The following is a 22,155-nucleotide window of genomic DNA, read 5'->3' on the forward strand; positions in this document are numbered from 1 at the left end:
GAGGCTGCCTGGACCGAGTCAATCGGCCGATTGGAATGCTTGATCTAAAAGCGATGCATCGACCGCTTGAAACGGTTTCCCCTTATGAATCCGTCACTTGCGTGCGGTGCACAACGTCGGCGGCGGGGGATCCGAAGGCGCTGAGTAGTCCGTTGATATGCGTCAAAAGCCTCATCGTGCGCGCGCCGGCTGCGCGGATGGCGTTCGCACTGCCGTTATGCACGGCATGGCGGAACGCTTCGGCTACGGCGTCCACGCCCGGGTTATGCAACAGCGCGAGGGCACCACCGGTGCGATGAGCCCAACGGCGCAGCGCTGCACGGTCCATCGCGTCCAGCAGCGGCTGGAGGCGCTGGGCGTCATCGGCCAGCGACGAGAGGAAGACCTGCGCCAAACCGATGGCTGCGGGGTCCGTCCCGAGCGCGGCGTGCAGGTCGTCGAGCGAGAGGGTGGGCGGCTCCTCCGCGGCCCCGCCGGCGCCTGCGGGAACGTCACCGGTGCACAGCGCAGATAGCGCTTCCTGCAGCGTGGCGAGCGTGGTCGGTTTCAGCAGGCTCGCGTCCATGCCCACGGCGCGGCAGCGCGCGTGCTCCTCGGCCAGCGTTGTTGCCGTGATGGCGATGATAGGCAGGCGAGGGCCGTCGCCTTCTTCCTGGCGGATATGCCGCGCGAGATCGAAGCCGTCCATGCGCGGCATGTGGCAATCGGTGAGCAACGCGTCGAAACGGTGTTCGTGCAGGCGCTCGAGCGCGACCACGCCATCTTCGGCCAGCGTGACCCGATAACCCAGCAGCCGGAGTTGTTTGGCGATCAGTTCGCGGTTGATCGGATGGTCTTCCGCCACGAGGATGTGCGCACCGGGCAATTCAGTGGGCGCGGCGGCGGGAAGCGTGTGTACCGCCATGCTGGCCGCTTGCACGTGTTGATATTGCGGGAGCGCGCGCTCGCACGCCTGCACGAAAGCGTGCCAGTTCAGCGGATTGATGCTCAGCACGTTGCCCGGTTCGGCATAGCTGGCTTCGGAGGTAATGCGGATGGCGTGCTCGCGTGCAGGCGCCGTGGTGGTCAATAGGATGTCGGCGTCTGCAGCAACCACAGGCCGGAGCCCGGCCGCGACCGCCAGCTGCGTGAGGCTGTGCCGCACGGCCGCGTCATCCACGGTAATGGCAACGCTGCGGCCTTCCAGTTGCGGCAGCGCATACCGCGCCTTGAGCATTGGCACGGTCAGTTCCAGCGTCACGGCGGTGCCTTGCCCTTGGGCACTTTCCATGACGAGCTTGCCGCCCATCAGACCCGCAAGCTGGCGGGAGATGGCCAGGCCCAGGCCGGTGCCGCCGTAGCGCCGCGTGGTCGAGCGCTCGGCCTGCACGAACGGCGCGAACAGCGTAGCCTGCACCTCCGCCGAGATGCCGATGCCCGTATCGGAGACGCAGATGGCGAGGTGCGCCGTGTCGTCGGCGGCATACGTGCATTGCGCCGAAAGTCGCACGCTGCCGGTGTCGGTGAACTTGATGGCGTTGGAGAGCAAGTTGAACAGGATCTGCCGCAGGCGAATGCTGTCGACCGAGACGCTGGCCGGTACGTCTGCAGCCACATCCACGTGCACGGTGAGGGATTTCTCGTGTGCGCGGCTTGCCAGCAGGCCGACGGTGCCGTCAAAGACTGCGCGCAGGTCCGTGGCCGTCGGAGAAATATCCAGGCGGCCGGCCTCGATCTTTGCGTAGTCCAGGATGTCATCGAGGATATGCAGCAGCGCGCGCCCCGAATCCTGCACCAACGAGACCATCTGCTTCTGCTCGCCTTCGAGCTTGGTCTGCTGCAGCAGTTCGACCAGTCCCAGCACACCGTTCATGGGCGTGCGTATTTCGTGGCTCATCATGGCCAGGAAACGGTCCTTGGCATGCAGCGCCGATTCCGCTGCGTTCTTGGCCGCCTCCAACGCGTCGGCCTGCTCGCGCTCGGTGGTGACATCGCTCAGGTAGCCGTTCCAGACCGTGCGGCCGTCCGCCTCGCGGTGCGGAATCGAGCGTGCATGAAGCCAGCGCACCGAACCGTCCGGGCTGACGTGGCGGAATTGCAGGTCGAGTGGCGTCAACTCTCGCGCGGAGGCCAGCACGCTTTCCAGAACCCGCTGCCGGTCGTCCTGAAAAATAAGCAGTTCGGGCGTGGACAGGTACCGCAGCAAATCCTGCGGCTCGACGCCCAGCGTGTCGTGCGCCTTGCCAGCCACGTAGGTGATGCGTCCCTGCACCTCGCCCGGTGGCAGCTCAAACTGGTAGACCAACGCGGGCAGCGATTCGGTGACTTCGCGCAGGCGCTGTTCGAGGCGTTCCGCGCGGGCCTGCGCGTCGCGAATCTCGCTGATGTCGACCAGCGAGGCGACGGTGCCCGCGGGTTGCCCGTCCGGCAGATGGAACGGCTCGATCCAGTACAGCACGTTGCGCGATTGCCCGTCCGGCGTGTCGATGATGAGTTCTTCGCGCGTGCTTTCGCTGATCTGCGCGGCGCGCTGGTTGATATCAGACAGCGGCGACGTGTTGCTGACCGAATACAGTCCGAGCTCCTGCGGCGTGCGCCCCAGCAACGAAGCGCGGGGTTGGCCAAACATGTTGCAGAAGGCTGCATTTACGGCAACGTAACGCTGCGCGGCGTCTTTGGCGACGAGCGGGAACGGCACGGCCTCCATCAGCGCGCGCTGAAAGCTCAGTTGTTGGGCCAGGGTTTCTTCAGCGCGGCGGCGCTGATGATTCTCGCGGCGCAGTTGCATCTGCTTGATGAAGAGCGCCACCAGTGCCGCCAGCACCAGCGCGGCCACCGGCCCAAACTTGCCGAGCACGGCCGACGCCGAAGGACCGAGCTGATAGCTGACCGACAGCCACTTGTTGCGGATGCTGACCTGCTCGCCTTCGGGCATGGCAAAAAGCGCGCGGTTGATAAGCGGCACCAGCGCGGCGTACCGCGCCGACACGCCCACGCCGATGCTCTCAATCGTGTTGGCCGAGCCCGTGACCTTCAGTTCGCCCGGAAAATGGTGGCGGATCAACGCGTCGGCCACCGGCAGATTGACAATGGTGAAATCGGCTTTGCCGCTTGCCACCATGGACAGCGCGTTGTCGACCGAACCCGCCGACACGAGGCGGATTTTCGGCACGTTGTGGCGCAAGATCGCGGTCAGCGTATCGCTGGCAGGCAGTGCGACCGTCTTGCCGGAAAGCTCGGACAACGCCGCCACAGTCAACGCATCGTTGCGCCCGACGATAACCAGCGGCGTGGCGTCGATGGGCTGCGTGAGCGCAAATCCAGCTGGGCGAGCATCCTGATCTGACATGCCGAGCAAGATGTCGACCTCGCCATTGGCCGCCTTGTCGAGCGCGTCGGCCCAGTCGCGCACGGCGACGCGCTCGAACTGCAGGCCCAGCGTTCGCGAAAGGAAATTCTGGTACTCCGGGAAGATGCCGAGCAGGCCGCCGCCAGTGTCGTCAAAGGTGTACGGCATGTAATCCGGGTCGGCTGCATACCGCAACGGGGGCAGCGATGCCAGCATGGCGCGCTCATCGTCCGACAATTGCAGCGCCACGGTCGACGTACCGCCCTGAGCGATCCAGCGCGCGCGAAGTTGGCTCATCGTGGTGTCAGGCAACTGCGCGAGATGGCGATCCAGATGGCGAATCAGCGTCGCGCGATCCCGGGGCGCGGCGAAATGGAGCGCATCGACCTGCTGGTTTGCAAGCTGCACGATCGATAGCTCCCGGTAGCGCGGCCGGGCTATCAATTCCCGTGTCGGGTAGGTGACGCCAACGTAGACGTCGACCGTCTTGTCGAGCACGGCATCCAGAGCGTCTGCTGCCGTGGGCGTGCTCACCAGCACGATGTTCGGGTATTCATGGGCCAGCTCTTCCTCCAGTGAAGAGCCTTGCTCGACCGCAACGCGAACGCCCGCCCCGAACGGGTTCTGCGCTATTTCGACGTTTTCCGTGCGCGCGACCACCGCGGTGGGGCGTTCGAGATACGGTGCCGAATACTCCAGGCAGTGGTCGTATTGGGAGCGTGGCGCGACGCTCATGATGATGTCGACATCGCCGCGACATGCTGCCTTGAGCAGTTCGTCGCGCCGTGCGAATACGCGCGGTACCACGCGCACTTGATCGTGCGGGATCAGCTGCATGAGGAGATCCCCGGAGAAACCGCTGAGCCGGTCCGCCTCAATGCCCTCCAGCGGCATCATCGCGTTGCCGATGACGCCCACGATGAGCATCGGCGGAAAGCGGGCTAATCGATACACCGGCCCCTGCCCAGCGTCGCCGGTATCGGCTTGCCGTGCGCCGTCCCCGCCCCACCAAACGAGGATGGCCGCACAGACGACGGCGGAAACCGCGAAGAGGGCACGCCGCATCGGTTCAGCCCTCGCCGCTGCCAAGCAGCCCGTGGCGCACGGCAAAGTCGAACAGCGCCGCCTCGGTGCCAAGCTCGAGCTTGCGCATGGCCGTCTGCTTCTGCGAACTGATGGTCTTGACGCTGCGGTTGAGCTGCTGGGCGATCTCGCTGACCGTCTTGCCGGTTACGTACATGCGCAGCACTTCCAGCTCGCGCTTGCCGAGCTTGGCGACCGGGTCGTCGTGGGCGGGCTGCGGCTCGCCGTTGCGGCAGAGCAGCTTGGCATTGAGCAGCGGCGAGAGATAGATGCGACCATCCACCGCCGCCTGCATCCCTTCGAGGATGTGCTGCGGCTCGTCGGATTTGCTGACGATGACCTTGATGCCCGCGCGCAGAATGTTGCTCATCAGCGCGCGGGTCTCAAGCATGGTGAGCACCATCACGCGCAGGTCCGGGTGGCGACGCATGAGAAATTCGAGCAGGAGGATGCCGTCGCCATAGCGGCTGCCGGGCATGGCGTAGTCGGTGATGGCGAGGTCGCAGCGCACGCGGGCAAGCACGGCGAGCAGTTCATCGGCGTTGCTGGCTTCGCCCACCACCTCGAAGCCGTGGACGCCGGACACGAGGCGCCGCACGGCCGCCACCACACCGGGGTGGTCATCTGCAATGACGAGTTGGATGGGAGGCTGCATGTCGACGTATCTCCGAGCGTGTAACGTGCGGCAACGTGTTTGCCGCATTGTTGAGAATCGCCGAAGCCGCCAGCGTGGAACATCGGAAAAGTCCTATTCGTGCCCCCCGATCCGCGCCCTTCTGGTGCAAATTTGTCGCAACGTGTTGTGATTGCGGCGATGAGATCTGACTCAGGCGGCGCGTTGGTGCGTGGCACAATGCTCGCGATTGCTTCGCATGCTTCAATTGCACCGATTTCCCATGACGCCCACATCCTCGACAGCACCTTCCGCGGCCTCGCGCCAGCAGAGCGCCGAACGCTCCACCCTGGTGAGTGCGGGCGTCAATTGCGTGCTCTCGGCGGGGCAGATTGCGGCGGGGCTGTGGTCGCACTCCCAGGGCCTCGTGGCCGATGGGCTGCATACGCTGTCGGACCTGATCGCGGATGGCATCGTCTTCATTGCCAACCGCAACAGCCACAAGGGGCCGGATGAAGACCACCAGTACGGCCACGCGCGCTACGAGAACGCCGCGTCGCTGGGGCTGGGGTTGCTGCTGGTCGGGGCGGGTGCGGGCATGATCTGGGCTGCGGTGGAGAGCCTGCGCTCGCCGCAGGGGCCGGCGCCGGTGCATGGTCCGGCGCTAGTGGTGGCGCTGATCGCGCTGGCGGCCAAAGAGGGGCTCTTCCGCTACATGCTGGCCATGGCCAAGCGCATCAACTCACGCATGCTGATTGCGAATGCGTGGCATGCGCGTTCCGACGCCGTGTCGTCGTTGGTAGCGGCCGTCGGCGTGGCGGGCAACCTGATGGGCTATCACTGGCTCGACCCGGTGGCCGCCTGCGTTGTCGGACTGATGATTGGCCGGGTGGGCGTGCGCTTTGGGTGGGAAGCGCTCAATGACCTGATGGACCGCGCGTTGCCGCCCGCGCAGGTGGAGGCCATTCGCGCCAGCCTCGAAGCCACGCCTGGCGTGATGAACGTGCACGACCTGCGTACGCGTGTGACAGGAGACCAGGCATTGGTCGACGCGCATATCGAGGTGGATCCGCGTGTCTCCGTGAGCGAGGGCCATGCGATTGCCGTGCGGGCCCGCACCAACGTGCTGACGGCGCATACGGCCATGGCCGTGCTCGACGTGCAGATTCACGTCGACCCGCGCGAGCGCATCGCGACCGACCCCGTGCCGCTGCCAGACCGCGACGCGCTGCACGCCCTGCTGGCACAACTGCTGCCGCCCGGCACGCCGCTCGACGCGCGCCACTGCGTGCTGCATTACGTCGATGGGGCGGTGGAGGTCGACCTGGTCCTGTCGCCCGCGCTGGCTGGCGAACTCACCCGCATTGCCGATGCCGTCCACGCGCGGTGGGATGGTCTCGTGCGCCTGCGCGTGCTGGTCACCGACGCTTAACCCGGGCCTGCCGCGCTAGCGGCATTGATCGACCGCGTTGGCGGGCTGGGTCTTGGCGGGGTCGAAGTGCAGCTGTTCCAACCCCTTTTCCGTCAGCGACATCCAGTCGATTGCGCCCGACGTGCGCAGCAAACCGGTGCTGCCCACCGGGCGCCATTGCACGCGCTTGCCGTCGGTGTTCAGCAGCGTGGCCGATAGCGTGAGGGAATCCGGCCCCGCCTGCAGTTGCAGCAGGCGGCCATCGGCGGCGGGCGTATAGGCGACGTTCTGGTTCACGGTGATGCCCGCTTCGCGCACGGTTGCCGGCATGCACGTAATGGACGCGCGCACCTTGCCCGTGGTGTCGATCAAATCGGCAAAGCCGTTGCCTTTGGCCACGCCGACCAGCAGATACCGCTCGATGGAGGGCATCCACGCGACGCTGTAGGTGTAGTACTGCAGATGCTTGTGCAGGAGCTGCTCGGCCGTCACGCGCCCGCTGACCGGATCAAAGACAGCGATTTTCAGATTGGCTTCGGTCTCGCCCGGCACGAATTGCTGCCACGCGAGCAGCGCATTGGTGCTGCCGCCCGCCACCATGGGCCACCATTCGCGCCGGCCATCGGCAACATCGACGTTGTGCAGGCGACGGCCGCGCCCGTCGTAGACCTTCAGGTAGACGCCGTTCCCGCTGCCAAGGTTGTCGACACCGCCGCCGGTGACCCAGCCGTCGGAATAGAACACCACAAAGCGGTCGCCCACGGCCGTGATATGGCCGGAGTGCCCACCGGATTCCACCTGTTGCGGATACGGCTTGATGGGCCGCAGCGCCGTGTCGTAGATGCCGAAGCGCTGGTTGACGTTTTCCGGCGCATTCCAGCCGTCTTCAAACGACACCATCACTTGGCCAGCACGGTTGCGCGCCACCGTCACGGGCTCCTGCGCTTCCGGCTTCTGGATGAAGATGCGCGGGGCATCGAGCACGCCCGTGTCGGCATGCCACTGCGCGACATAGACATCATGCGGCCAACTGCCACTGCGATCGGCACCGCGCGGGGGCAGCCCCGAGCTACTGAAAAACACGTTGAAGGTGTTGGCCGTTGCGCCGGGCACCGCGCCGATGCCGTGCATGTATTGACGCGGATCGGGCGCGCTGGCCGTAGCAACGGCGGGCACGGCGAGCACGCACGCAAGGGCGAGGACGGTACGGCGCAGGAAAGACATTCGGGACACGTGACGCTCCATCTTCATCGTTGGGTAGTGGGTAGGCGGTTTCGGAACCGATTGGGCCACGGTCGCGCGCCGAAGTTGCTGCGCGAATGGGGGAGCCCGTTTGGCGGAGTGGCGCCGCGTGTCGCCAACTGCGACGGAGGCCCGGCTTACCCCCCCCCCCCGCTGCGGCAATCAAGTTTCGGTCCCGTGTGCCGTTCTTCACAAACAAGAGCGGAACCCATTCCGCCAATCCCTTCCCAGCGCGGCCAGCGTGGGCACCAGCCCGCCGCCCACCGCGCCAGAACCGACCCGACGAGAACAACATGACCCAGCGACTCGACGCCCGATGGCGAAGCGAAGTGACGGAGGCTCTACGTACCGTGGAAGCGCAGTTCGGCGTGGCACCGCAAAGCCTGCCGCGCGACGCGCTGATCGCGGCCCTGACGGACGCCATCTGGGCCCAGCGCGGCGCCTATGCGCGTGTGCGCGAGACGCTGGTTGCGTGTCCGGAGCTGGTCGACGAATCGATGTAGCGGCGTGCCTCGGTGCCGCTGCTGTTTTTCAAGAGGGTGATGTGATGCGGTACTGCGGTTCGCTGGATCTGGACCATCTGCTGCGCCAGCCCTTTGGCCTCCTGGGCCGGCTGGTGCGCGATGAAGACTCGGGGCAGCCCCTGCCTCCGGTGGAAGTGGCCGCGCGCGCGGTACTGCTGCGCGCCGCCGGCTACGAAGTCATGCCCACCTGTGGGCACCATGACCGACGTGGCTTCTGTCTCGGCCATGCGGACCGGATCATCGGGATGTAGGCGCCGCGCCTACGACGTATGCGCCACGTGCGCGCAGTCATGCGCACATGCTGTTGCGAAACCGCATCGCGGCATGTCAAAACGGCCGGATCGCGTGGTGCCTGAAGCACCCGCAAAGCGTTGACTGGCGCACCTTTGCGAGCAATCCGTTGCCAAAAAGCAAACGGTAAAAATGACTTACATTCCGGTCCTTTTTCGGCCCATGGTTCTGGTGCATCCTGAATCAAGATAGATCGCACGGATGGCAGATTGTGCGACGTCGGACGCAACGTCAGGCCGGAAGTCGGAAGTCAATCGAATCGGCGACGCCTGCAATCTGGGGTCAGGGGAAAGAACATGAAGACGCAATATCTCAGCAAACAAGAAATCTACGACGGCGCAGTCCGTCATCTGTTCGGTCAGGGCGGCGCTGCCATCCTGCCGCGCGGCGGCGCTGCGTACCATGGCCAGGGCGGCCGCTGCTGCCCGATCGGCAACCTGATCGGCGTGCGCGACTACACCACGTCGATGGAAAGCGTGCCGGTGCGCTACATCCTCAAGCCGACCAACGAGATTCCGCGTTACATGGACGCCGGCGTCATCGCATTGCGCCGCGCGCTCAAGCGTGCGCGCATCGATGTGGATGACCGCGACACCGTCGAGTTGCTCTCCAAGCTGCAGAACGCGCACGACGTCTTCGGCACGTGGGAGTGGAAGGAACGCCTGCAGTCGATTGCGCGCCAATTCGGCCTGAACGGCGCACTCGTCGATACATTCTGACCGACCGGCCGGTCACAGATCACCCTATAGAAGGTGACGCCATGAAAGGGAAGGGGACGTTCCTCGCCATCGAGGACATTTTTGAACGCGTGCGCGCGCACCTGCTCGCGCAGCAATGCCGCTCCGAAGACGCTGACGGCGAGCCGCGCTACCGCGGGCTCGACAACCGTCGATGCGGCGTCGGGATTCTCATCGACGATGCGTTCTACTGCAGCGCCATCGAGCGCCTCGGCGTGAGCCTGCTGCGTGTGCCGAGCGAGGATCCGCTCGCGTGTGCGCTGCGCCGTTCGGGCGTGAATGTCGCCGACGATCAGGTGGTGGATTTGCTGATCGATCTGCAGGACATCCACGATCTGACGGCCATTGAAAGCTGGCCTGCCGCGCTGGAAGATATTGGCCGACGGCTGCCCCGCCAGTTGTCCTGCCAGTTGTCCGCTACGCCGCTGGCAGCCTGAACGGTGCATTCACCGCGAACCCGGCCTCGCGCCGGGTTTCGTCATTTCAGCGCATCAAGCTCGGGGTAGTGGCGAAAGATGCCCATCGTGTTGAACGGAATGCGACGCGGCGATTCCAGATACGCCGCGATGTTCGGCAGCGCCGCCACGCGATCATGCAGCGCAACCAGATGCGGCAGCTCTCGCTCGTAGCGCTGCATGTGGCGAGGAAACGCGTAGCGCAGCCCGGCCACGATCTGGAATAGCGACAAATCCACATAGGTCAGCGCATCGCGCACGGCCCAGGTTGGGCCGGCGGGGTTGCGGTCGAGCACGCGCTCGAAGTAGTGCAGGAACTTCGGCGCGCGATTGTCGAGAAAATCCTGCGTGCGGCGTTTGGCTTCGGTACGCTGGTCTTCGTAGTACTCGCACGACGCAATGGGGTGGTGCGTGTCATGGATCTCGACCACGAAATCGGCAATCGTCAGTTGCAGGCCGTGCGTCCACAGGCCGCCGGCTTCGTCGTGCGGGGCCAGGCCATAGTGCTGGCCGAGATAAAGCAGGATGTTGGCCGTCTGCGCGATCACCAGCTGGCCAGCCAACAGGAATGGCGGCGCGAACGGCGGTGTGGGAATGCCGGCGTCGTCCAGAAACGCCGCGATGGCGGCTTCATCTTCGCGGCCGAGGTCGGTATAGGGCACGGCGGCCTGCTCCAGCGCCAGCCGGACGAATTCGCCGCGGCCCTGGATTTCGGGCCAGTAGTAGAGCGTGGTTTCCATGGTCGGGGGATGCGCGAGGTGGGAGTTGGGCAGCAAGATCGATGCCGCATCGCAGCAGGAACGGCGCCTGCGAACGATAATAGGCGCTCGCCTCTGCGCTTGTTTCAACCCGCCCGCCGTGAACGCTCCGCTTTCTTCTCCGCCCGCCATCGAACCCGCTGATCCTTCGCGCTGGCTGGTGCGGGGCCACCCTGGTTATCTGCGCGCCAATCTGGCGTTGTTTGCCGCAGGCTTCTCCACGTTCTCCCTACTGTATTGCGTGCAGCCGCTCATGCCGTTGCTGGCGCACGACTTTGGCCTCACGCCCGCGCAGACCAGCCTCGTGCTGTCAGTGTCCACGCTGCTGCTGGCCTTTGCGATCCTGTTTGCGGGCCTGCTGTCGGAGTCGATTCATCGCAAGACGCTGATGGGCGTGTCGCTGGTGCTGTCGTCGGCGTTCACGTTGGCGGCGGCGATGCTGCCGGGCTGGCACGGGTTGCTGGCCACGCGGGCATTGCTGGGCGTGGTGCTGGGCGGCGTGCCGGCGGTGGCGATGGCGTATCTGGCCGAAGAGGTGCATCCGCAAGGGCTGGGCATGGCGATGGGCCTGTACGTCGGCGGCACCGCATTCGGCGGCATGGCGGGGCGCGTGATGACCGGCGCCGTGGCCGACCATTTCGGTTGGCGCGCCGCCATCGGCTTTACCGGCGCGCTGGGCTTGCTCGCGGCGCTGGCGTTCCTATGGCTGCTGCCACCGTCGCGCCGGTTTGTGCCGCGCAGGGGCGTGGCGCTGGTCGACCTGTTCGACACGCTGGGCGCGCATCTGCGCGAGCCGGGCCTGCGCGCGCTGTTCGCCATGGGCTTTCTGCTGATGGGCGGCTTCGTCACGATCTACAACTACGCGAGCTTCCATTTGCTCGATGCGCCCTACGCCCTCAGCCAGACGGCGGTGGGCGGCATCTTCATGGTGTACCTGCTGGGCATCGGTGCTTCTGCCTGGTTTGGCCGATTGGCGGATCGCCATGGCCGGGGCCGCATGCTGCTGGCGGGCACGGTGCTGATGTCGCTGGGCGTGCTGCTGACCCTGGCTGGGCCGCTGGCGTTGGTGATTGGCGGTATCGCACTGCTGACTCTCGGCTTTTTCGGCGCGCACGCGGTGGCCAGCGGCTGGGTCGGACGCCGCGCGCAGCGTGCCAAGGGGCAGGCCGCGGCGCTGTATTTGCTGGCGTATTACCTGGGCTCCAGCCTGATCGGCACGACAGGCGGCAAGCTCTACGCGCCGTGGGGCTGGCCGGGCGTCGTGACGCTGGTGATGGGCTGCATGGCATGTGCGCTGGGCACGGCCGCCTGGCTCTGGCGGCGCGCCCCGCTGCCACCGGGCGCTAAGCGCTGAGGTTGTACGCCCGGGGAATTCGCGTATCGTGCCGTGATCGATGTCTGCATCTGGACGATCGCTTTTTCTGTCATGCGCACTCATTTTCTTTTCTGGACGCGGCGGCTGTGGCCGCTCGCATCGTTCCTGCTCCTGCTGATGGCAGGTGTCGCCAACGTGGCCGATGCGGCGCCGGTGTCGTTTGCCAAGCTGGCCGGGCTGCCGACTTCCACCACCAGCGCATCCGCGCCAGCGGCGGACCCCGCGCAGACGCGCCAATCGCTCGACACCGTCATCACGCTGCTCAACAACGACCAGCAGCGCACGGCCCTCGTCAATGAACTGAAGCAGTTGCGCGACGGCATGAGCGCGCAGCAGAAGGTGCAGGCCGAACAGGCGCCGGGTTTGCTTGGCGCGGTGGCATCGCTGATTGAGAACGGCTCGCTGCAGGCCGATGTGGAAGCCGGTGCGCCGCGCTACTGGCTGCGCCGCATCGAGGCCGCGAGCGGTAACGCGAGCCTGCTGGTCGCACCAGACAAGCGCATGCCGCTGGTTGCCGACTTTGCGAGCACGGTTGGCATCTGGGCGGCCATTGCCGCTGGCCTGCTCGGCCTGGGTTGGCTGATCCGCCGCGTCTTTGGCCTCACAGCGGGCCCCGGGCCCCATCCGACCACGCGCGCGTTGTTGATCGACGCGGCGCGCAAGATCGGTCCATGGGCGATTTCCTTTGCCGTCATCATGCGGCTGGGGCGCGATGCTTCCCCCGGCTTTGTCCTGGCGTTGGTGTTGGCCTACGCCATCGTATGGGGCGCGATCATCACGGCGGGCGTGGCGATGCTGTTCTCGCTGTTTTCCGGCAGCGCGCACCGGCGCGTGGCGGTCGAATATCTGTTCAAGCACGGCATGTGGCCGATCTTTCTGACGGCCAGCCTGGGCGCCTGCGGCGATGCACTGGTCGACCCGCGCGTGGCGTTGGTGCTGGGCGGCTCGCTCTGTCTGCTGCTGGCCACGGTGTGCAACGTGGTGGCGTCATTGATGCTGGCGGTAGGGGCGCTGTGGGCGCGCCGGCCCATCGGTCAGTTGATCGCCAATCGCCCGCTGGAACTGCGCAGCGGCGAGCACACGGGCAACCAGGTTCGCCGCCTGCTGGCCGCGTTCTGGCCGGTGCCGGTGCTGGTGCTGGCCGGCACCACCGTCACCGCCACGCTGACGACGCCCGACAACGTTGACGTGGTGGCGCGCCGCGCCGTGATGACGTCGCTGCTGCTGGTGGCCGCCTTCTTCCTGTCGGCGCTGGTCCGCCCGCGCGCGAATTGGCGCGCGCACCTGCGTCTGACGCGCAGTTCGCCTTATCTCGAGCGGCTCAAGCATTTTGTCGGCGCGCTGATCAAGCTCGTCATCTGGATCGCCTTTCTTGAACTGGTGTTGCGCGTGTGGGGCCACACGCTGGTGGAGGTCGCGCACAGTTCGGTCAATGGCAAGCGCATCGCCGATGCCTTGGTGGGCCTGATCGGCACCGTGTTTGCCACCTGGCTCGTCTGGATCCTGCTCGACACGGCGATCCTGCGGGCGCTGTCGCCGGCATCCGCACGGGCGCAGCCCAGCACGCGTGCACTGACCATCCTTCCGCTGCTGCGCAATGGCCTGAAGGTGACGCTGGTGGTGACGGCCAGCATCGGCGTACTGGCCAATCTGGGCGTCAACGTGACGCCGCTGGTGGCCGGCGCCGGCGTGATCGGCCTGGCGGTGGGGTTTGGGGCGCAGTCGCTGGCGCAGGACTTCATCACGGGCATCTTCATCCTAATGGAAGACACGATCAGCGTGGGCGATGTGGTGGACGTCGGGGTGGCCACGGGCTCCGTCATCAACCTGACCATCCGCACGGTGCGGCTGCGCGATGGCACGGGTGCGGTGCTGTCGATTCCGTTCAGCCAGATCAAGACCGTGCGCAATCTCTCGCGCGATTACTCGTTTGCCGACTTTGAAGTGCGCGTGGCGATGGAGGCCGAACCGCAGCAGGCGATCGATCTTGTGCGCGCGGCGGCTGACCAGATTGCGGGTGAGCCGCGCTTTGCCTATACGTTGTTCGGCGGTGCAGAAATCTTCGGGCTGGACCGTTTCGAAGGTGGCGCGATGATCGTCAAGGGGCGGTTCAAGACGCGCCCGCAGAAGCAGGCGGATGTGCTGCGGGCGTTCAACGTTGTGCTCAAGGATGCGTTCGACAAGGCGCACGTGCCGCTGGCGGCGCCGGGGACGGTGTTGCGGACTTCGGCGGCGTTGGAGGAGTGGATGGCGCGGGTGGCGCCGGAGAAAGAGGCATCGGCTTCTTCCAATGAGCCACCTGCTGCTGCGCCGGCGTAAGGGCGTTGGTGGTTTGCTGGGGTTTCGTCCCCTGCCGGGGCCGACTTACTTTCTTTGTCTTGCCAAAGAAAGTAAGCAAAGAAAGGCGCGCCCGAGATGGCGACCCACCCCTTGAATTTATGTCGCAGAGAGGGGAAGGGAAAAACTCGCTTCGCTCAGACAGTTTCCCTTCCTTTTTCCTCTCTGCAACAGAAATTCAAGGCGCCATCTAGGGCAGGGAAAGTCAAAGGCCAAACCGTCTGGGCGCACGTCTTGGCGCCCAGGCCGTGTCTCGTTTTAGAAGCCGTGGCGCATGCCGATCATGACGCCGGTCTGCGAGGCTTTCGGCAGTGCGGCTGCAAGGACGGTGCCGGCGTCTTTCTGATGGGTGTAGTCCATGCCGACGTACAGCCACGTGCGCTTGCTGACCACGTAATTCATGATCGCGTAGGCCGTGTAGCGCAGGCCGTCGGGGTCGCGCTGGCGCGTGGCCATACCGCCCACCACTAGGTTGTACTGGCCGCTGAAGTCGTATTTCACGCCGCCGAGGATGAGGTCGTTCTTGGTGGGCGTGCCGTCGCGGTAGTTGATGTAGCCGAGCATCAGTTTGGCGGGGCCGACCTGCACGCTGCCGCCGGTCGTCCACGTGCGGGTGCCAACCGATTGCAGGTCTTTCTGCTGCTCCCACGCGCCGCCGAACGCGAACGGGCCGCTGGCGTAGTTGAGCGACAGCGCGCTGTAGTTGCCCGCCGAGAACGCCCCTGCCTGCTCGCCCATGCCGACCATCACGCCGGGGTGCCAGCCGTTGAAATCGCCCACGTACTTGACCGAGTTGTCGATGCGCACGCCGGTGGCCGTCACGTGCCAGGCGGTTGCGCCGAGGTTGCCGATCGAAAGCGCGTCGTACTGCCCGGCCGTGTTGAAGACGAGGTTCTCCTGCCGGCCGAACGTCAGCGAGCCGAACCCGCCTTCCAAGCCGACGTACGCCTGGCGCCCGAACAGGCGCGAGGTGGCAGGCGTGGTCGGTTTGTAGCCGCCCAGGCCCATGTCGTTGGTGGACCCCACGCCCGTGTCCGGCGCGAAACCGCTGACCAGGTGGAACACGGCCTTCAGCCCGTTGCCCAGGTCTTCCGACCCGCGAATGCCGAAGCGGCTGCCGCTGTAGTAGCCGCCCGCCATCTCGGCCTTGCCGTGGCCGTCGGCGTCGTTGTTGGTGCTATAGCGCAGGCCGGTTTCCATCACGCCGTACAGCGTGACGCTCGATTGGGCACGCGCGGCGCCGCAGGCCAGCAGCGCCGACAGTGCAACGGCCGACAGCGGAATGGAACGGATCGAAATGGTCATGTGGCTCCCTTATTGTCGTAACGACTGTTGTGTTGGCCGGAACGGGTTTTCCGGCCTGGCTCGGGGGCCGACTCTCAGGCAAGTCTGCGCTGTAAGGGTTGAAGTTACGCATGCACCGGCAAAGCGCCGCACACGTCGCGCCGGTTGGAGCATTGCCCGCTGAAGGGGCATTGCGCGTAAACCGCGGGCTTACAGATTCTTGGGGGTTTTCCCTCGGGCAGGCGGCGCGGGGCGGGGCTGCCGCTACACTGGCGGCGCCGATTTCCGTTTGCCCCCCCGTACCGCCATGCCCTCGTTCTCCGTTCCCTTGCTGAACGCCTTGCGCGACCAGCTGCCCGCACTCTCGCCGGCGCAGCAGGGCGTGGCGCGGTTGATTCTGGAAGCGCCGGAGCTGTCGCTCGAACAATCGGTGGAGACGCTGGCCGTTCGCGCCGGCGTGTCGATGCCGACCATCGTGCGGATGTGCCAGGCGCTCGGTTTCGAAGGCTTGCGCGAGTTCAAGGCCACGCTGGCCGCCGAGCTGGCACACGCGCAGCCGACGCTGCCAGGCCATGTCGGCCGGGCAGACCCGCCGGCGCTGGTGGCGAGCAAGGTCATCGATGGCGCCACGCGGGCGCTGGCCAAGCTGCGTGAATCGCTGTCCACCACGCAGGTCGACGCCGCCGCCGAGCGCATCGCCCGCGCGCGCCGCGTCGATTGCTATGCAGCCGGTGCGGCTTCATCGTTCATGGCGAACGACATGCAGGCGCGGCTCATGCGGCTGGGGCTGGCGTCCAACGCCTACTTCGATGCGCATTTGCAGCTCGTGTCGGCCGCCATGCTCGGCGCGTCCGACGTTGTGGTGGCGTTCTCGCATGTGGGGCGCATGCCGTATCTGCTCGAGTCGATCGCCTATGCGGCCGAGCAGGGCGCATGCGTGATCGCCATCACCCAGGCGGGCACGCCACTGGCCGAGCGCGCGCAGATCGCGCTGACGGTGGACGTGCCGGAAGATGCAGTGATGCGGGTCGGCACCGAGGCGTATCTCGTGCATCTGACCGTGATCGAAATTTTGATGACGTGCGTGGCGCAACGCCGCGATGAGATGGTGCGCTCGCGCATGCGGGCCATCCAGAGGCTGCTGACCGAGCGCAGCGTTGATCGCCCGTAATCGACGGCGGCGGCACGTCGAAGGCGAAAAAAATGGCGCCACGCGGGCGCCATCCTCCAAACATGCGGCACTCAGAGCCGCGAAATCGCCAGCCCGACCGCCAGCAGACTCCCCAAGCCGAAGATCGTCCAGCCGACCGTGCGGCGCTTGGTGGTCATCACCCACAGCCACAGGCCCGAGATCGACAGGAAGATCAGGCAGCCGGCCAGCGTATCCACCAGCAGAATCCACGGCACCGTCATGCCGACGCCCTTGTGCAGGTTCATCAGCGTGCCCAGGAAGCCGTTGTCGGTCTGGCGGATCGCTACGGAGCGGTTGCCGGCCCAGTATTCCGCCTGGATTTGCGAGGTGGCGCTGCCGAAGTTGAAGGTCCATTGCTCGGGCTGCATCAGCGGCTTGGCGGCGGGTTCGCGCGGTGCGTCGGCGTTCTTCTCATCCTTGGCGCCTTCGCCCTTGGCCGGGCGCTCGGCCCAGGCCACCGGCTTGGCCTTTTCCACGCGTGTGCGGCTGGCCGGCTCCGGCGTGTTCAGCGTCTGCTGCAGCCACGCGGCCATTGCTTCGGGCGTGGCCGGCACCGGGTCGGGCAGGGCGATCTGCGTATTGATGCGCTGTTGCGTCACGGGCAGCTTCAACACCGCGCGGTGGTTCAGCCAGATGCCCGACACGCCAAAGATCAGACCCATCACCGCGCCCCACAGGCCGAACCAGCCATGCGTCTTGCGCAGCCAGCGGACGATCGTGGCGCGGCGGTTGGCCGGGTGTTCGGATTTGGCCTTCGTCAGGCGAGCGGTGGCGGCCGGCTCAGCCGAAAGCGGGGGATGGGACAGGTCGGTCATGAAGCACAAGGCGGCGCAAGGGCCGCCGGAGGAAGACAAATCGACCGGCCAATATAGATGAGAATGATTCTCGTTGCAATCGGGCGCAATTACAGCGTAATACGCTCCAAGGCCCGCCGGGACGCCTCGTCCGCCGGATAGAAACACTCGATGCGCATCTCCTGCAGCCCCGCATCGCGCGGTGTGCCCAGCGTGGTGAGCGTGGAGAACAGCGAGATCGTCACGCCGTCGCGCTGCAGCGAAATGGGAAGGAACGGCGGCGGATCGCCGGCATCGTGCGGGAGCGCGGCGGGGGAGGCCGGCGCATCCGCCGCATCGAACAGCGCCGGTTGCATCGCGCGGATGTCGCGCAGCAGCCGTTGCGTGGCCGGGTCAATAGCTTGCAGGGCCAGTTCCTGCCGCACGCGCCGGGCCAGGTAGCGGCCGACGGCATCGCGGTTGGCGATGGCCGGCCACAGCGCGGTCGGGTCGAATACCAGCTTCATCATGTTGACGGCACCCGGCGCGCCTTCGGACCGGTCGTCGCCGATGGCCCAGCGCATCAGGCGGCGATGCGCGGCATTCGCATCGAGCACATGCCAGAAGCGGTCGAGCACGATGGCGGGATACGGCGCCTGCTTATCAAGAATCAGCTTCACCGCATGCCGCACCGCCTGCATCATCGGCGAGGTTTCATCGGGCGGCGTGGCGAGGCCCTGCTCGGAATAGGCGGGCGCGAAACCGGCCGCCAGCAGCATCTGGTTGCGATGGCGCAGCGGCACGTTCAGCTCCTCGGCCAGTTGCAGGATCATGTTGCGGCTGGGCGCCGCGCGGGCCGATTCCAGAAAGCTCACATGCCGTTGCGACACACCCGCCGCCAGGGCCAGCGCCAGCTGGCTGTACCCACGCCGCGTCCGCCAGAAACGTAGCAACTGCGGGAAACGCGACAGCGCAGCTTCGGGCGGCTCATTTGCCTCTGGGGCGGCATCGGCGGCGGCGTCAAGCATGAGGGTGTCGTCGGTGGCGGACGAAGTCTGGGATGAGGAGGCAGGCTTGGCGGGAGTCATGTCACCTATTGAAGCTGAGTCGGGTAGCTGCCGCGATTACCTGCCGCGTAATTGTGACCGCATCCGGCGGCGCCAATACTCGGTCCATCCCAACTTGATAGCCCGAGCGGAGTGCCCATGCAGCGCGAACCGATCGACTACCCCGCCGATGCTCTTCCCACCCGCGACGATCACGTCCGCACGGCCGACGGCTGGACGCTGCCCGTGACGGTCACCAGCCCTGGGCTGGGCGCGCACGGCACGGTGGTGATCTGCTCGGCGCTGGGCGTGCCGCGCCAGTTCTACGCGGCGTTTGCGCGGGCGCTGTGCCTGGCGGGCTGGCGTGTGGTGACGTTCGACTACCGCGGCATTGGCGAGGCGGCAGCAACCGGCCCAGGCACGCCGCGCTTTGCCGACTGGGGCCGGCGCGACATCGACGCGGTGCTGAAATGGGTGCACGACACGCTCGTCCCCGAGGGCTGCAGCGGACGCAGGCTGGTGGTGCTCGGCCACAGCGCGGGCGGGCAGCTGGCGGGGCTGGCGCCGCACATCGTGCATACGGATGCGCTGGTGCACGTGGCGGTGTCGCTGGCGAATGCGCGGCTCTGGCCGTGGCGCGGGCTGCTGACACGTCCGCAACTCGCGTGGCTGCTGCACGTGCGGATTCCCTTGGCGGTGGCGCGGGTGCGCGGCGGCATGCTGCCGCTGGCGGCTGTCGGCATGGGGCCGATGGCGATTCCGGCCGCCATCCTGGGCGATTGGGCGCGCTTTGCCCGGCGGCGCGGCTACCTCTTCGCGCGGCGTGCCGGGTTGGATACCTCACGCTATCCGAGGCTCGCCGTGCCGCTGCTCGCCTGGGGTTTCGACGATGATCCGATGGCGCCCGCCAACGCCATCGACGCGCTCATCGCGCAGTTGCCTGCCACGCGCGTCACGCGCCGCCAGGTGAGCGGCGCGGCGCTGGGTGCCAAGGGCGTCGGCCACATGGGCTTCTTCCGCGCATCGTCCGGTGCGCCGTGGTGGCGCGAAACCGTGGCGTGGCTCGATGCCCTCGCTTGATTGGCGGCCCGATCAGAACGTGTAGACGAGGCCCGTGCCGCCGAAGTAGCTCTGCTTGTTCTGCACGATCGGGCTCTTGGCCGCATTGCCCAGCAGGCGCGAGGTGCCCACCGCCGTCTGCACGGCCCGGTGGCGCGAGAAGGTATGCGTCCAGGCCACACCGTGAGCGTGGCGCCTTGCAGGCCGCTGCTTGCGCTGTATTGCGCAAAGCCATTGTTGGACGACTGCTGCGGCGTTACCCCGAAGTACGTCTGCATGTACTTGCTCGGGCCGAAATGCAGGCTCGGGCTCACGGTGATCGTGTCGCTGCCCTAGCTCACGACCGGCGCCGCCACGTCAATGTGGCCCGACCAGCCGCGCTCGCGGTTGGTGATCGGGGCAGCTAGGTCTCGTCGCCGCCTGGCCGATGCAGAAACGCGCTCGGGCTGCTGCCGAACGCCCGGCGGAACATCGCAGAGAACGCGCTCTGGCTGTTGTAACCCAGCTCCTGCGCCACGCGCGACAGCGGCATCCCCTGCGACATCATCGGGATGGCACTGGCGAGCACGGCCTGCTGGCGCCACTGCGAAAAGCTCACACCCAGTTCGTCTCGGAAGCGCCGCGCCAGCGTGCGTGCGCTGGCGCCCACATCGCGGGCGAGCGCGTCGAAGGTGAGCGGGGTGCCGGGGTCGGCCATCACGCGTTCGCACAGGGCGCGCAAGCGCTTGTCGGCGGGCATGGGCAGATCCAGCGGCAGCGGGGCGCTGCGGCGCAGCTCGTCGAGGATCAGCATGGCCAGCGCCTGCTCGCGCGCGGCCGGCAGCGGCTGGCGGACGTCCATCGCCGCAATCAGCTCGCGCAGCAGCGGCGACACCTCCATGACGCGGCACTGCGCGAGCGTGCCCGTCACCACGGACGGGTCGGCATACAGCGTCCGCAGGAAGGCGGCCTCGACCACCCACACCTCATGCTCGATGCCGGGCGGAATCCAGATCGCCCGCGAGGGCGGCACCACCCAGGCGGTGTCGCCGGCCTGCACACGCAGCACACTGTTGTGGCTATACGCCACCTGCGCCCACGGATGCGTGTGGCGCGGAAACCGCGTATTGGCCTCCATCTGCCGCGTGTAGAGCCGCACCGGGTGCGCCGCGGAGGGCGGCGTGCGGCCTTCGATATCGGTAGGCAGGAGGCGCTGTGGCATGGCGGGTTTGCGACAGAAACGGTCGAGCCAGTGTAAATGCGCCCGCAGGACTTGTGGAAGCCAGATGTCGATGGCAGGCTATCGCCCGGCGTCGATGATGTGGGGCGCCACACTAGAAAGCGGACTGCCGAAGCGGTCTCGACAAAAACGCCGTTGCCCACGAGGCACGCGGCGAAATGGGTGCGAACAATGCAAACGGGAAATCACACGCGCAGCCGGGGGGCGCGCGGAGCGATGGGGTGGTTGCGGCCGTGGGCTGCGCTTGCCACTTGTGTGGCATGCATGGCCGCGTTGACAGCGCCAGCCGCCCACGCCGACATCAGCATCATCCAATCGTTGCCGCTGTCCGGCACACAAGCCGCGACGGGGCGGGCGCTCAACGCTGGCGCACGGCTGTATTTCGACTGGCTCAACCTGGACGGCGGTATCAACGGCGAAACCATCCGCCTGGTGGCCCGCGACGACGAGCAGAAGGTCGAGCAGACCCTCCGCAACGTGCGCGACATGGCCAAGATCGACGACCCGGTGGCGGCGCTTACCGTGGTCGGCACCGCCAATGTGGAAGCGCTCATGCGCAGCGGCGTGCTGACCGAAGCCAACCTGCCGCTGGTCGGCCCGGCCACCGGGGCCGCCAGCATGACCGGCGATCCGCTGGTGTTTCCCATCAAGGCCAGCTACCGGCAAGAGATCGACAAGATGGTGAGCGCGCTCGTCACCATTGGCGTCACGCGCATCGGCGTGCTGTATCAGGACGATGCGCTCGGCAAGGAGGTGCTGGCAGGCGTGGAGCGCGCGCTCAAGCCGTACAAACTCACAATGGGCGGCACGGCTTCGTACCCACGCAATACGGCTTCGGTGAGCGCCGCCGTCGACAAGCTGCTCGGCGCCGATGTGCAGGCCATCTTCCTGGGCGCCACGGCCGAACCCGCCGCGCAGTTCATCAAGCAATACCGCGCGCGCGGTGGCGGTGCGCAACTGCTGGGCCTGTCGTCGATTGATCCGGGCATCCTGCTCCGGGTGGCCGGCATCGATGCGGTGCGCGGCTATTCGCTGGCGCTCGTGATGCCCAACCCCGGCAAGGGCGTGAACCCGGTCATCCGCGAATTCAATCGCGCACGCGCGGCCGTGGGCGCCAAGGATGTCGAACTGTCGTTCCGCGCGGTAGAAGGCTTTGTGGCCGCCAAGGTGCTGGCCGAAGCCGTGCGCCGCGCCGGCCCCAAGCCCACGCGCGACCAGGTGCGCCGCGAGCTGGCCCACCTGCGCAACTTCGATGTGGGTGGCGGATTTGTGGTGGATTTTTCCGACCGCACGCGTCCGGGCTCGCATTATGTGGAGCTGGGGGTGGTGGGGCCGAATGGGCTGGTGATTCAGTAACGCTGGGCGCGCGAAGCTTGTTGTGCTGAATGGCGGGGTTGGGAGTGAGGAGGAACGGGCGGTTCTTTGTTG

19 protein-coding genes are annotated in these 22,155 nt (G+C 66.5%); 10 read left to right on the forward strand and 9 right to left on the reverse strand.

Translation table 11 applies throughout. The features are described from left to right. Positions 1-82: 82 nt before the first annotated feature. Positions 83-4,393 carry an ATP-binding protein gene (locus tag AAHM38_RS18170; protein WP_015855798.1) on the reverse strand — a complete coding sequence of 1,437 codons (4,311 nt, stop codon included), beginning with the start codon at positions 4,391-4,393 and terminating at the stop codon, positions 83-85. A 4-nt stretch (positions 4,394-4,397) separates the two neighbouring features. Further along, the gene (locus AAHM38_RS18175) at positions 4,398-5,066 is read right to left on the reverse strand and encodes a response regulator transcription factor (RefSeq protein ID WP_015855797.1); all 669 of its coding nucleotides are present in this window, start codon (positions 5,064-5,066) and stop codon (positions 4,398-4,400) included. Positions 5,067-5,307: 241 nt separating this feature from the next. Between AAHM38_RS18175 and AAHM38_RS18180 the strand changes: the two genes are divergently transcribed. Then, positions 5,308-6,456, forward strand: coding sequence for a cation diffusion facilitator family transporter (locus AAHM38_RS18180; RefSeq protein ID WP_015855796.1), 1,149 nt, complete (start codon positions 5,308-5,310; stop codon positions 6,454-6,456). A 15-nt stretch (positions 6,457-6,471) separates the two neighbouring features. On the opposite strand, the gene AAHM38_RS18185 is transcribed toward AAHM38_RS18180, so the two are convergent. Further along, on the reverse strand, positions 6,472-7,686 hold the full coding sequence (locus AAHM38_RS18185) for a hypothetical protein (protein WP_015855795.1): 1,215 nt from the start codon (positions 7,684-7,686) through the stop codon (positions 6,472-6,474). 284 nt (positions 7,687-7,970) lie between these two features. Between AAHM38_RS18185 and AAHM38_RS18190 the strand changes: the two genes are divergently transcribed. From AAHM38_RS18190 to AAHM38_RS18205, 4 genes are all read left to right on the forward strand, one after another. Continuing rightward, positions 7,971-8,180: a hypothetical protein gene (locus AAHM38_RS18190; RefSeq protein ID WP_015855794.1), complete on the forward strand. Its 210-nt coding sequence runs from the start codon at positions 7,971-7,973 to the stop codon at positions 8,178-8,180. Positions 8,181-8,224: 44 nt separating this feature from the next. Continuing rightward, positions 8,225-8,452 (forward strand): hypothetical protein, encoded by a 228-nt coding sequence (locus AAHM38_RS18195; RefSeq protein WP_015855793.1) that lies wholly within the window; start codon positions 8,225-8,227, stop codon positions 8,450-8,452. 336 nt (positions 8,453-8,788) lie between these two features. Further along, positions 8,789-9,211, forward strand: a complete 423-nt coding sequence (locus AAHM38_RS18200) for a hypothetical protein (protein ID WP_015855792.1) — start codon at positions 8,789-8,791, stop codon at positions 9,209-9,211. A 41-nt stretch (positions 9,212-9,252) separates the two neighbouring features. Next, positions 9,253-9,666: a hypothetical protein gene (locus AAHM38_RS18205; protein WP_015855791.1), complete on the forward strand. Its 414-nt coding sequence runs from the start codon at positions 9,253-9,255 to the stop codon at positions 9,664-9,666. Positions 9,667-9,707: 41 nt separating this feature from the next. Here AAHM38_RS18205 and AAHM38_RS18210 read toward each other — a convergent pair whose 3' ends face one another. After that, complete coding sequence (locus AAHM38_RS18210) at positions 9,708-10,424, reverse strand: glutathione S-transferase (protein WP_015855790.1); 717 nt, start codon at positions 10,422-10,424, stop codon at positions 9,708-9,710. Between the two features lie 118 nt (positions 10,425-10,542). On the opposite strand from AAHM38_RS18210, the gene AAHM38_RS18215 reads away from it, so the two are divergent. Beyond that, entirely contained in the window at positions 10,543-11,796 is a 1,254-nt protein-coding gene (locus AAHM38_RS18215; protein WP_041668552.1) for an MFS transporter, read from the forward strand. A gap of 72 nt (positions 11,797-11,868) precedes the next feature. Then, positions 11,869-14,136, forward strand: a complete 2,268-nt coding sequence (locus AAHM38_RS18220; protein ID WP_015855788.1) for a mechanosensitive ion channel family protein — start codon at positions 11,869-11,871, stop codon at positions 14,134-14,136. A 276-nt stretch (positions 14,137-14,412) separates the two neighbouring features. On the opposite strand, the gene AAHM38_RS18225 is transcribed toward AAHM38_RS18220, so the two are convergent. Next, positions 14,413-15,459: a porin gene (locus AAHM38_RS18225; protein ID WP_015855787.1), complete on the reverse strand. Its 1,047-nt coding sequence runs from the start codon at positions 15,457-15,459 to the stop codon at positions 14,413-14,415. Between the two features lie 286 nt (positions 15,460-15,745). On the opposite strand from AAHM38_RS18225, the gene AAHM38_RS18230 reads away from it, so the two are divergent. Then, the gene (locus AAHM38_RS18230) at positions 15,746-16,609 is read left to right on the forward strand and encodes a MurR/RpiR family transcriptional regulator (RefSeq protein WP_015855786.1); all 864 of its coding nucleotides are present in this window, start codon (positions 15,746-15,748) and stop codon (positions 16,607-16,609) included. A gap of 71 nt (positions 16,610-16,680) precedes the next feature. Here the strand turns inward: AAHM38_RS18230 and AAHM38_RS18235 are convergent, their stop codons facing one another. Both AAHM38_RS18235 and AAHM38_RS18240 read right to left on the reverse strand, forming a co-directional pair. After that, positions 16,681-17,445 carry a PepSY-associated TM helix domain-containing protein gene (locus AAHM38_RS18235; protein WP_015855785.1) on the reverse strand — a complete coding sequence of 255 codons (765 nt, stop codon included), beginning with the start codon at positions 17,443-17,445 and terminating at the stop codon, positions 16,681-16,683. An 89-nt stretch (positions 17,446-17,534) separates the two neighbouring features. Continuing rightward, entirely contained in the window at positions 17,535-18,431 is an 897-nt protein-coding gene (locus AAHM38_RS18240) for a helix-turn-helix domain-containing protein (protein WP_375139920.1), read from the reverse strand. A gap of 177 nt (positions 18,432-18,608) precedes the next feature. On the opposite strand from AAHM38_RS18240, the gene AAHM38_RS18245 reads away from it, so the two are divergent. After that, positions 18,609-19,529: an alpha/beta hydrolase family protein gene (locus tag AAHM38_RS18245; RefSeq protein WP_015855783.1), complete on the forward strand. Its 921-nt coding sequence runs from the start codon at positions 18,609-18,611 to the stop codon at positions 19,527-19,529. 12 nt (positions 19,530-19,541) lie between these two features. On the opposite strand, the gene AAHM38_RS18250 is transcribed toward AAHM38_RS18245, so the two are convergent. Together AAHM38_RS18250 and AAHM38_RS18255 are read right to left on the reverse strand one after the other, a co-directional pair. Further along, the gene (locus tag AAHM38_RS18250) at positions 19,542-19,688 is read right to left on the reverse strand and encodes a MipA/OmpV family protein (protein WP_235202073.1); all 147 of its coding nucleotides are present in this window, start codon (positions 19,686-19,688) and stop codon (positions 19,542-19,544) included. Between the two features lie 223 nt (positions 19,689-19,911). Continuing rightward, positions 19,912-20,709: an AraC family transcriptional regulator gene (locus tag AAHM38_RS18255; RefSeq protein ID WP_015855782.1), complete on the reverse strand. Its 798-nt coding sequence runs from the start codon at positions 20,707-20,709 to the stop codon at positions 19,912-19,914. 282 nt (positions 20,710-20,991) lie between these two features. On the opposite strand from AAHM38_RS18255, the gene AAHM38_RS18260 reads away from it, so the two are divergent. Beyond that, a complete protein-coding gene (locus tag AAHM38_RS18260; RefSeq protein ID WP_015855781.1) occupies positions 20,992-22,083 on the forward strand; it encodes an ABC transporter substrate-binding protein in 1,092 nt (363 codons plus the stop codon). The last annotated feature ends 72 nt before the right edge of the window (positions 22,084-22,155 follow it).

This window comes from Ralstonia sp. OTU4908, from assembly GCF_038440115.1.
Taxonomy (GTDB): Bacteria; Pseudomonadota; Gammaproteobacteria; order Burkholderiales; family Burkholderiaceae; genus Ralstonia; species Ralstonia pickettii.

Bases quoted from the DNA above. Each gene is read 5' to 3' on its own strand.
- AAHM38_RS18180 (WP_015855796.1), top strand. From the start codon at position 5,308: ATGACGCCCACATCCTCGACAGCACCTTCCGCGGCCTCGCGCCAGCAG.
- AAHM38_RS18190 (WP_015855794.1), top strand. From the start codon at position 7,971: ATGACCCAGCGACTCGACGCCCGATGGCGAAGCGAAGTGACGGAGGCT.
- AAHM38_RS18235 (WP_015855785.1), bottom strand. From the start codon at position 17,445: ATGACCGACCTGTCCCATCCCCCGCTTTCGGCTGAGCCGGCCGCCACC.
- AAHM38_RS18210 (WP_015855790.1), bottom strand. From the start codon at position 10,424: ATGGAAACCACGCTCTACTACTGGCCCGAAATCCAGGGCCGCGGCGAA.
- AAHM38_RS18230 (WP_015855786.1), top strand. From the start codon at position 15,746: ATGCCCTCGTTCTCCGTTCCCTTGCTGAACGCCTTGCGCGACCAGCTG.
- AAHM38_RS18220 (WP_015855788.1), top strand. From the start codon at position 11,869: ATGCGCACTCATTTTCTTTTCTGGACGCGGCGGCTGTGGCCGCTCGCA.
- AAHM38_RS18245 (WP_015855783.1), top strand. From the start codon at position 18,609: ATGCAGCGCGAACCGATCGACTACCCCGCCGATGCTCTTCCCACCCGC.
- AAHM38_RS18205 (WP_015855791.1), top strand. From the start codon at position 9,253: ATGAAAGGGAAGGGGACGTTCCTCGCCATCGAGGACATTTTTGAACGC.
- AAHM38_RS18185 (WP_015855795.1), bottom strand. From the start codon at position 7,686: ATGAAGATGGAGCGTCACGTGTCCCGAATGTCTTTCCTGCGCCGTACC.
- AAHM38_RS18240 (WP_375139920.1), bottom strand. From the start codon at position 18,431: ATGCTTGACGCCGCCGCCGATGCCGCCCCAGAGGCAAATGAGCCGCCC.
- AAHM38_RS18200 (WP_015855792.1), top strand. From the start codon at position 8,789: ATGAAGACGCAATATCTCAGCAAACAAGAAATCTACGACGGCGCAGTC.
- AAHM38_RS18255 (WP_015855782.1), bottom strand. From the start codon at position 20,709: ATGCCACAGCGCCTCCTGCCTACCGATATCGAAGGCCGCACGCCGCCC.
- AAHM38_RS18225 (WP_015855787.1), bottom strand. From the start codon at position 15,459: ATGACCATTTCGATCCGTTCCATTCCGCTGTCGGCCGTTGCACTGTCG.
- AAHM38_RS18260 (WP_015855781.1), top strand. From the start codon at position 20,992: ATGGCCGCGTTGACAGCGCCAGCCGCCCACGCCGACATCAGCATCATC.
- AAHM38_RS18175 (WP_015855797.1), bottom strand. From the start codon at position 5,066: ATGCAGCCTCCCATCCAACTCGTCATTGCAGATGACCACCCCGGTGTG.
- AAHM38_RS18170 (WP_015855798.1), bottom strand. From the start codon at position 4,393: ATGCGGCGTGCCCTCTTCGCGGTTTCCGCCGTCGTCTGTGCGGCCATC.
- AAHM38_RS18195 (WP_015855793.1), top strand. From the start codon at position 8,225: ATGCGGTACTGCGGTTCGCTGGATCTGGACCATCTGCTGCGCCAGCCC.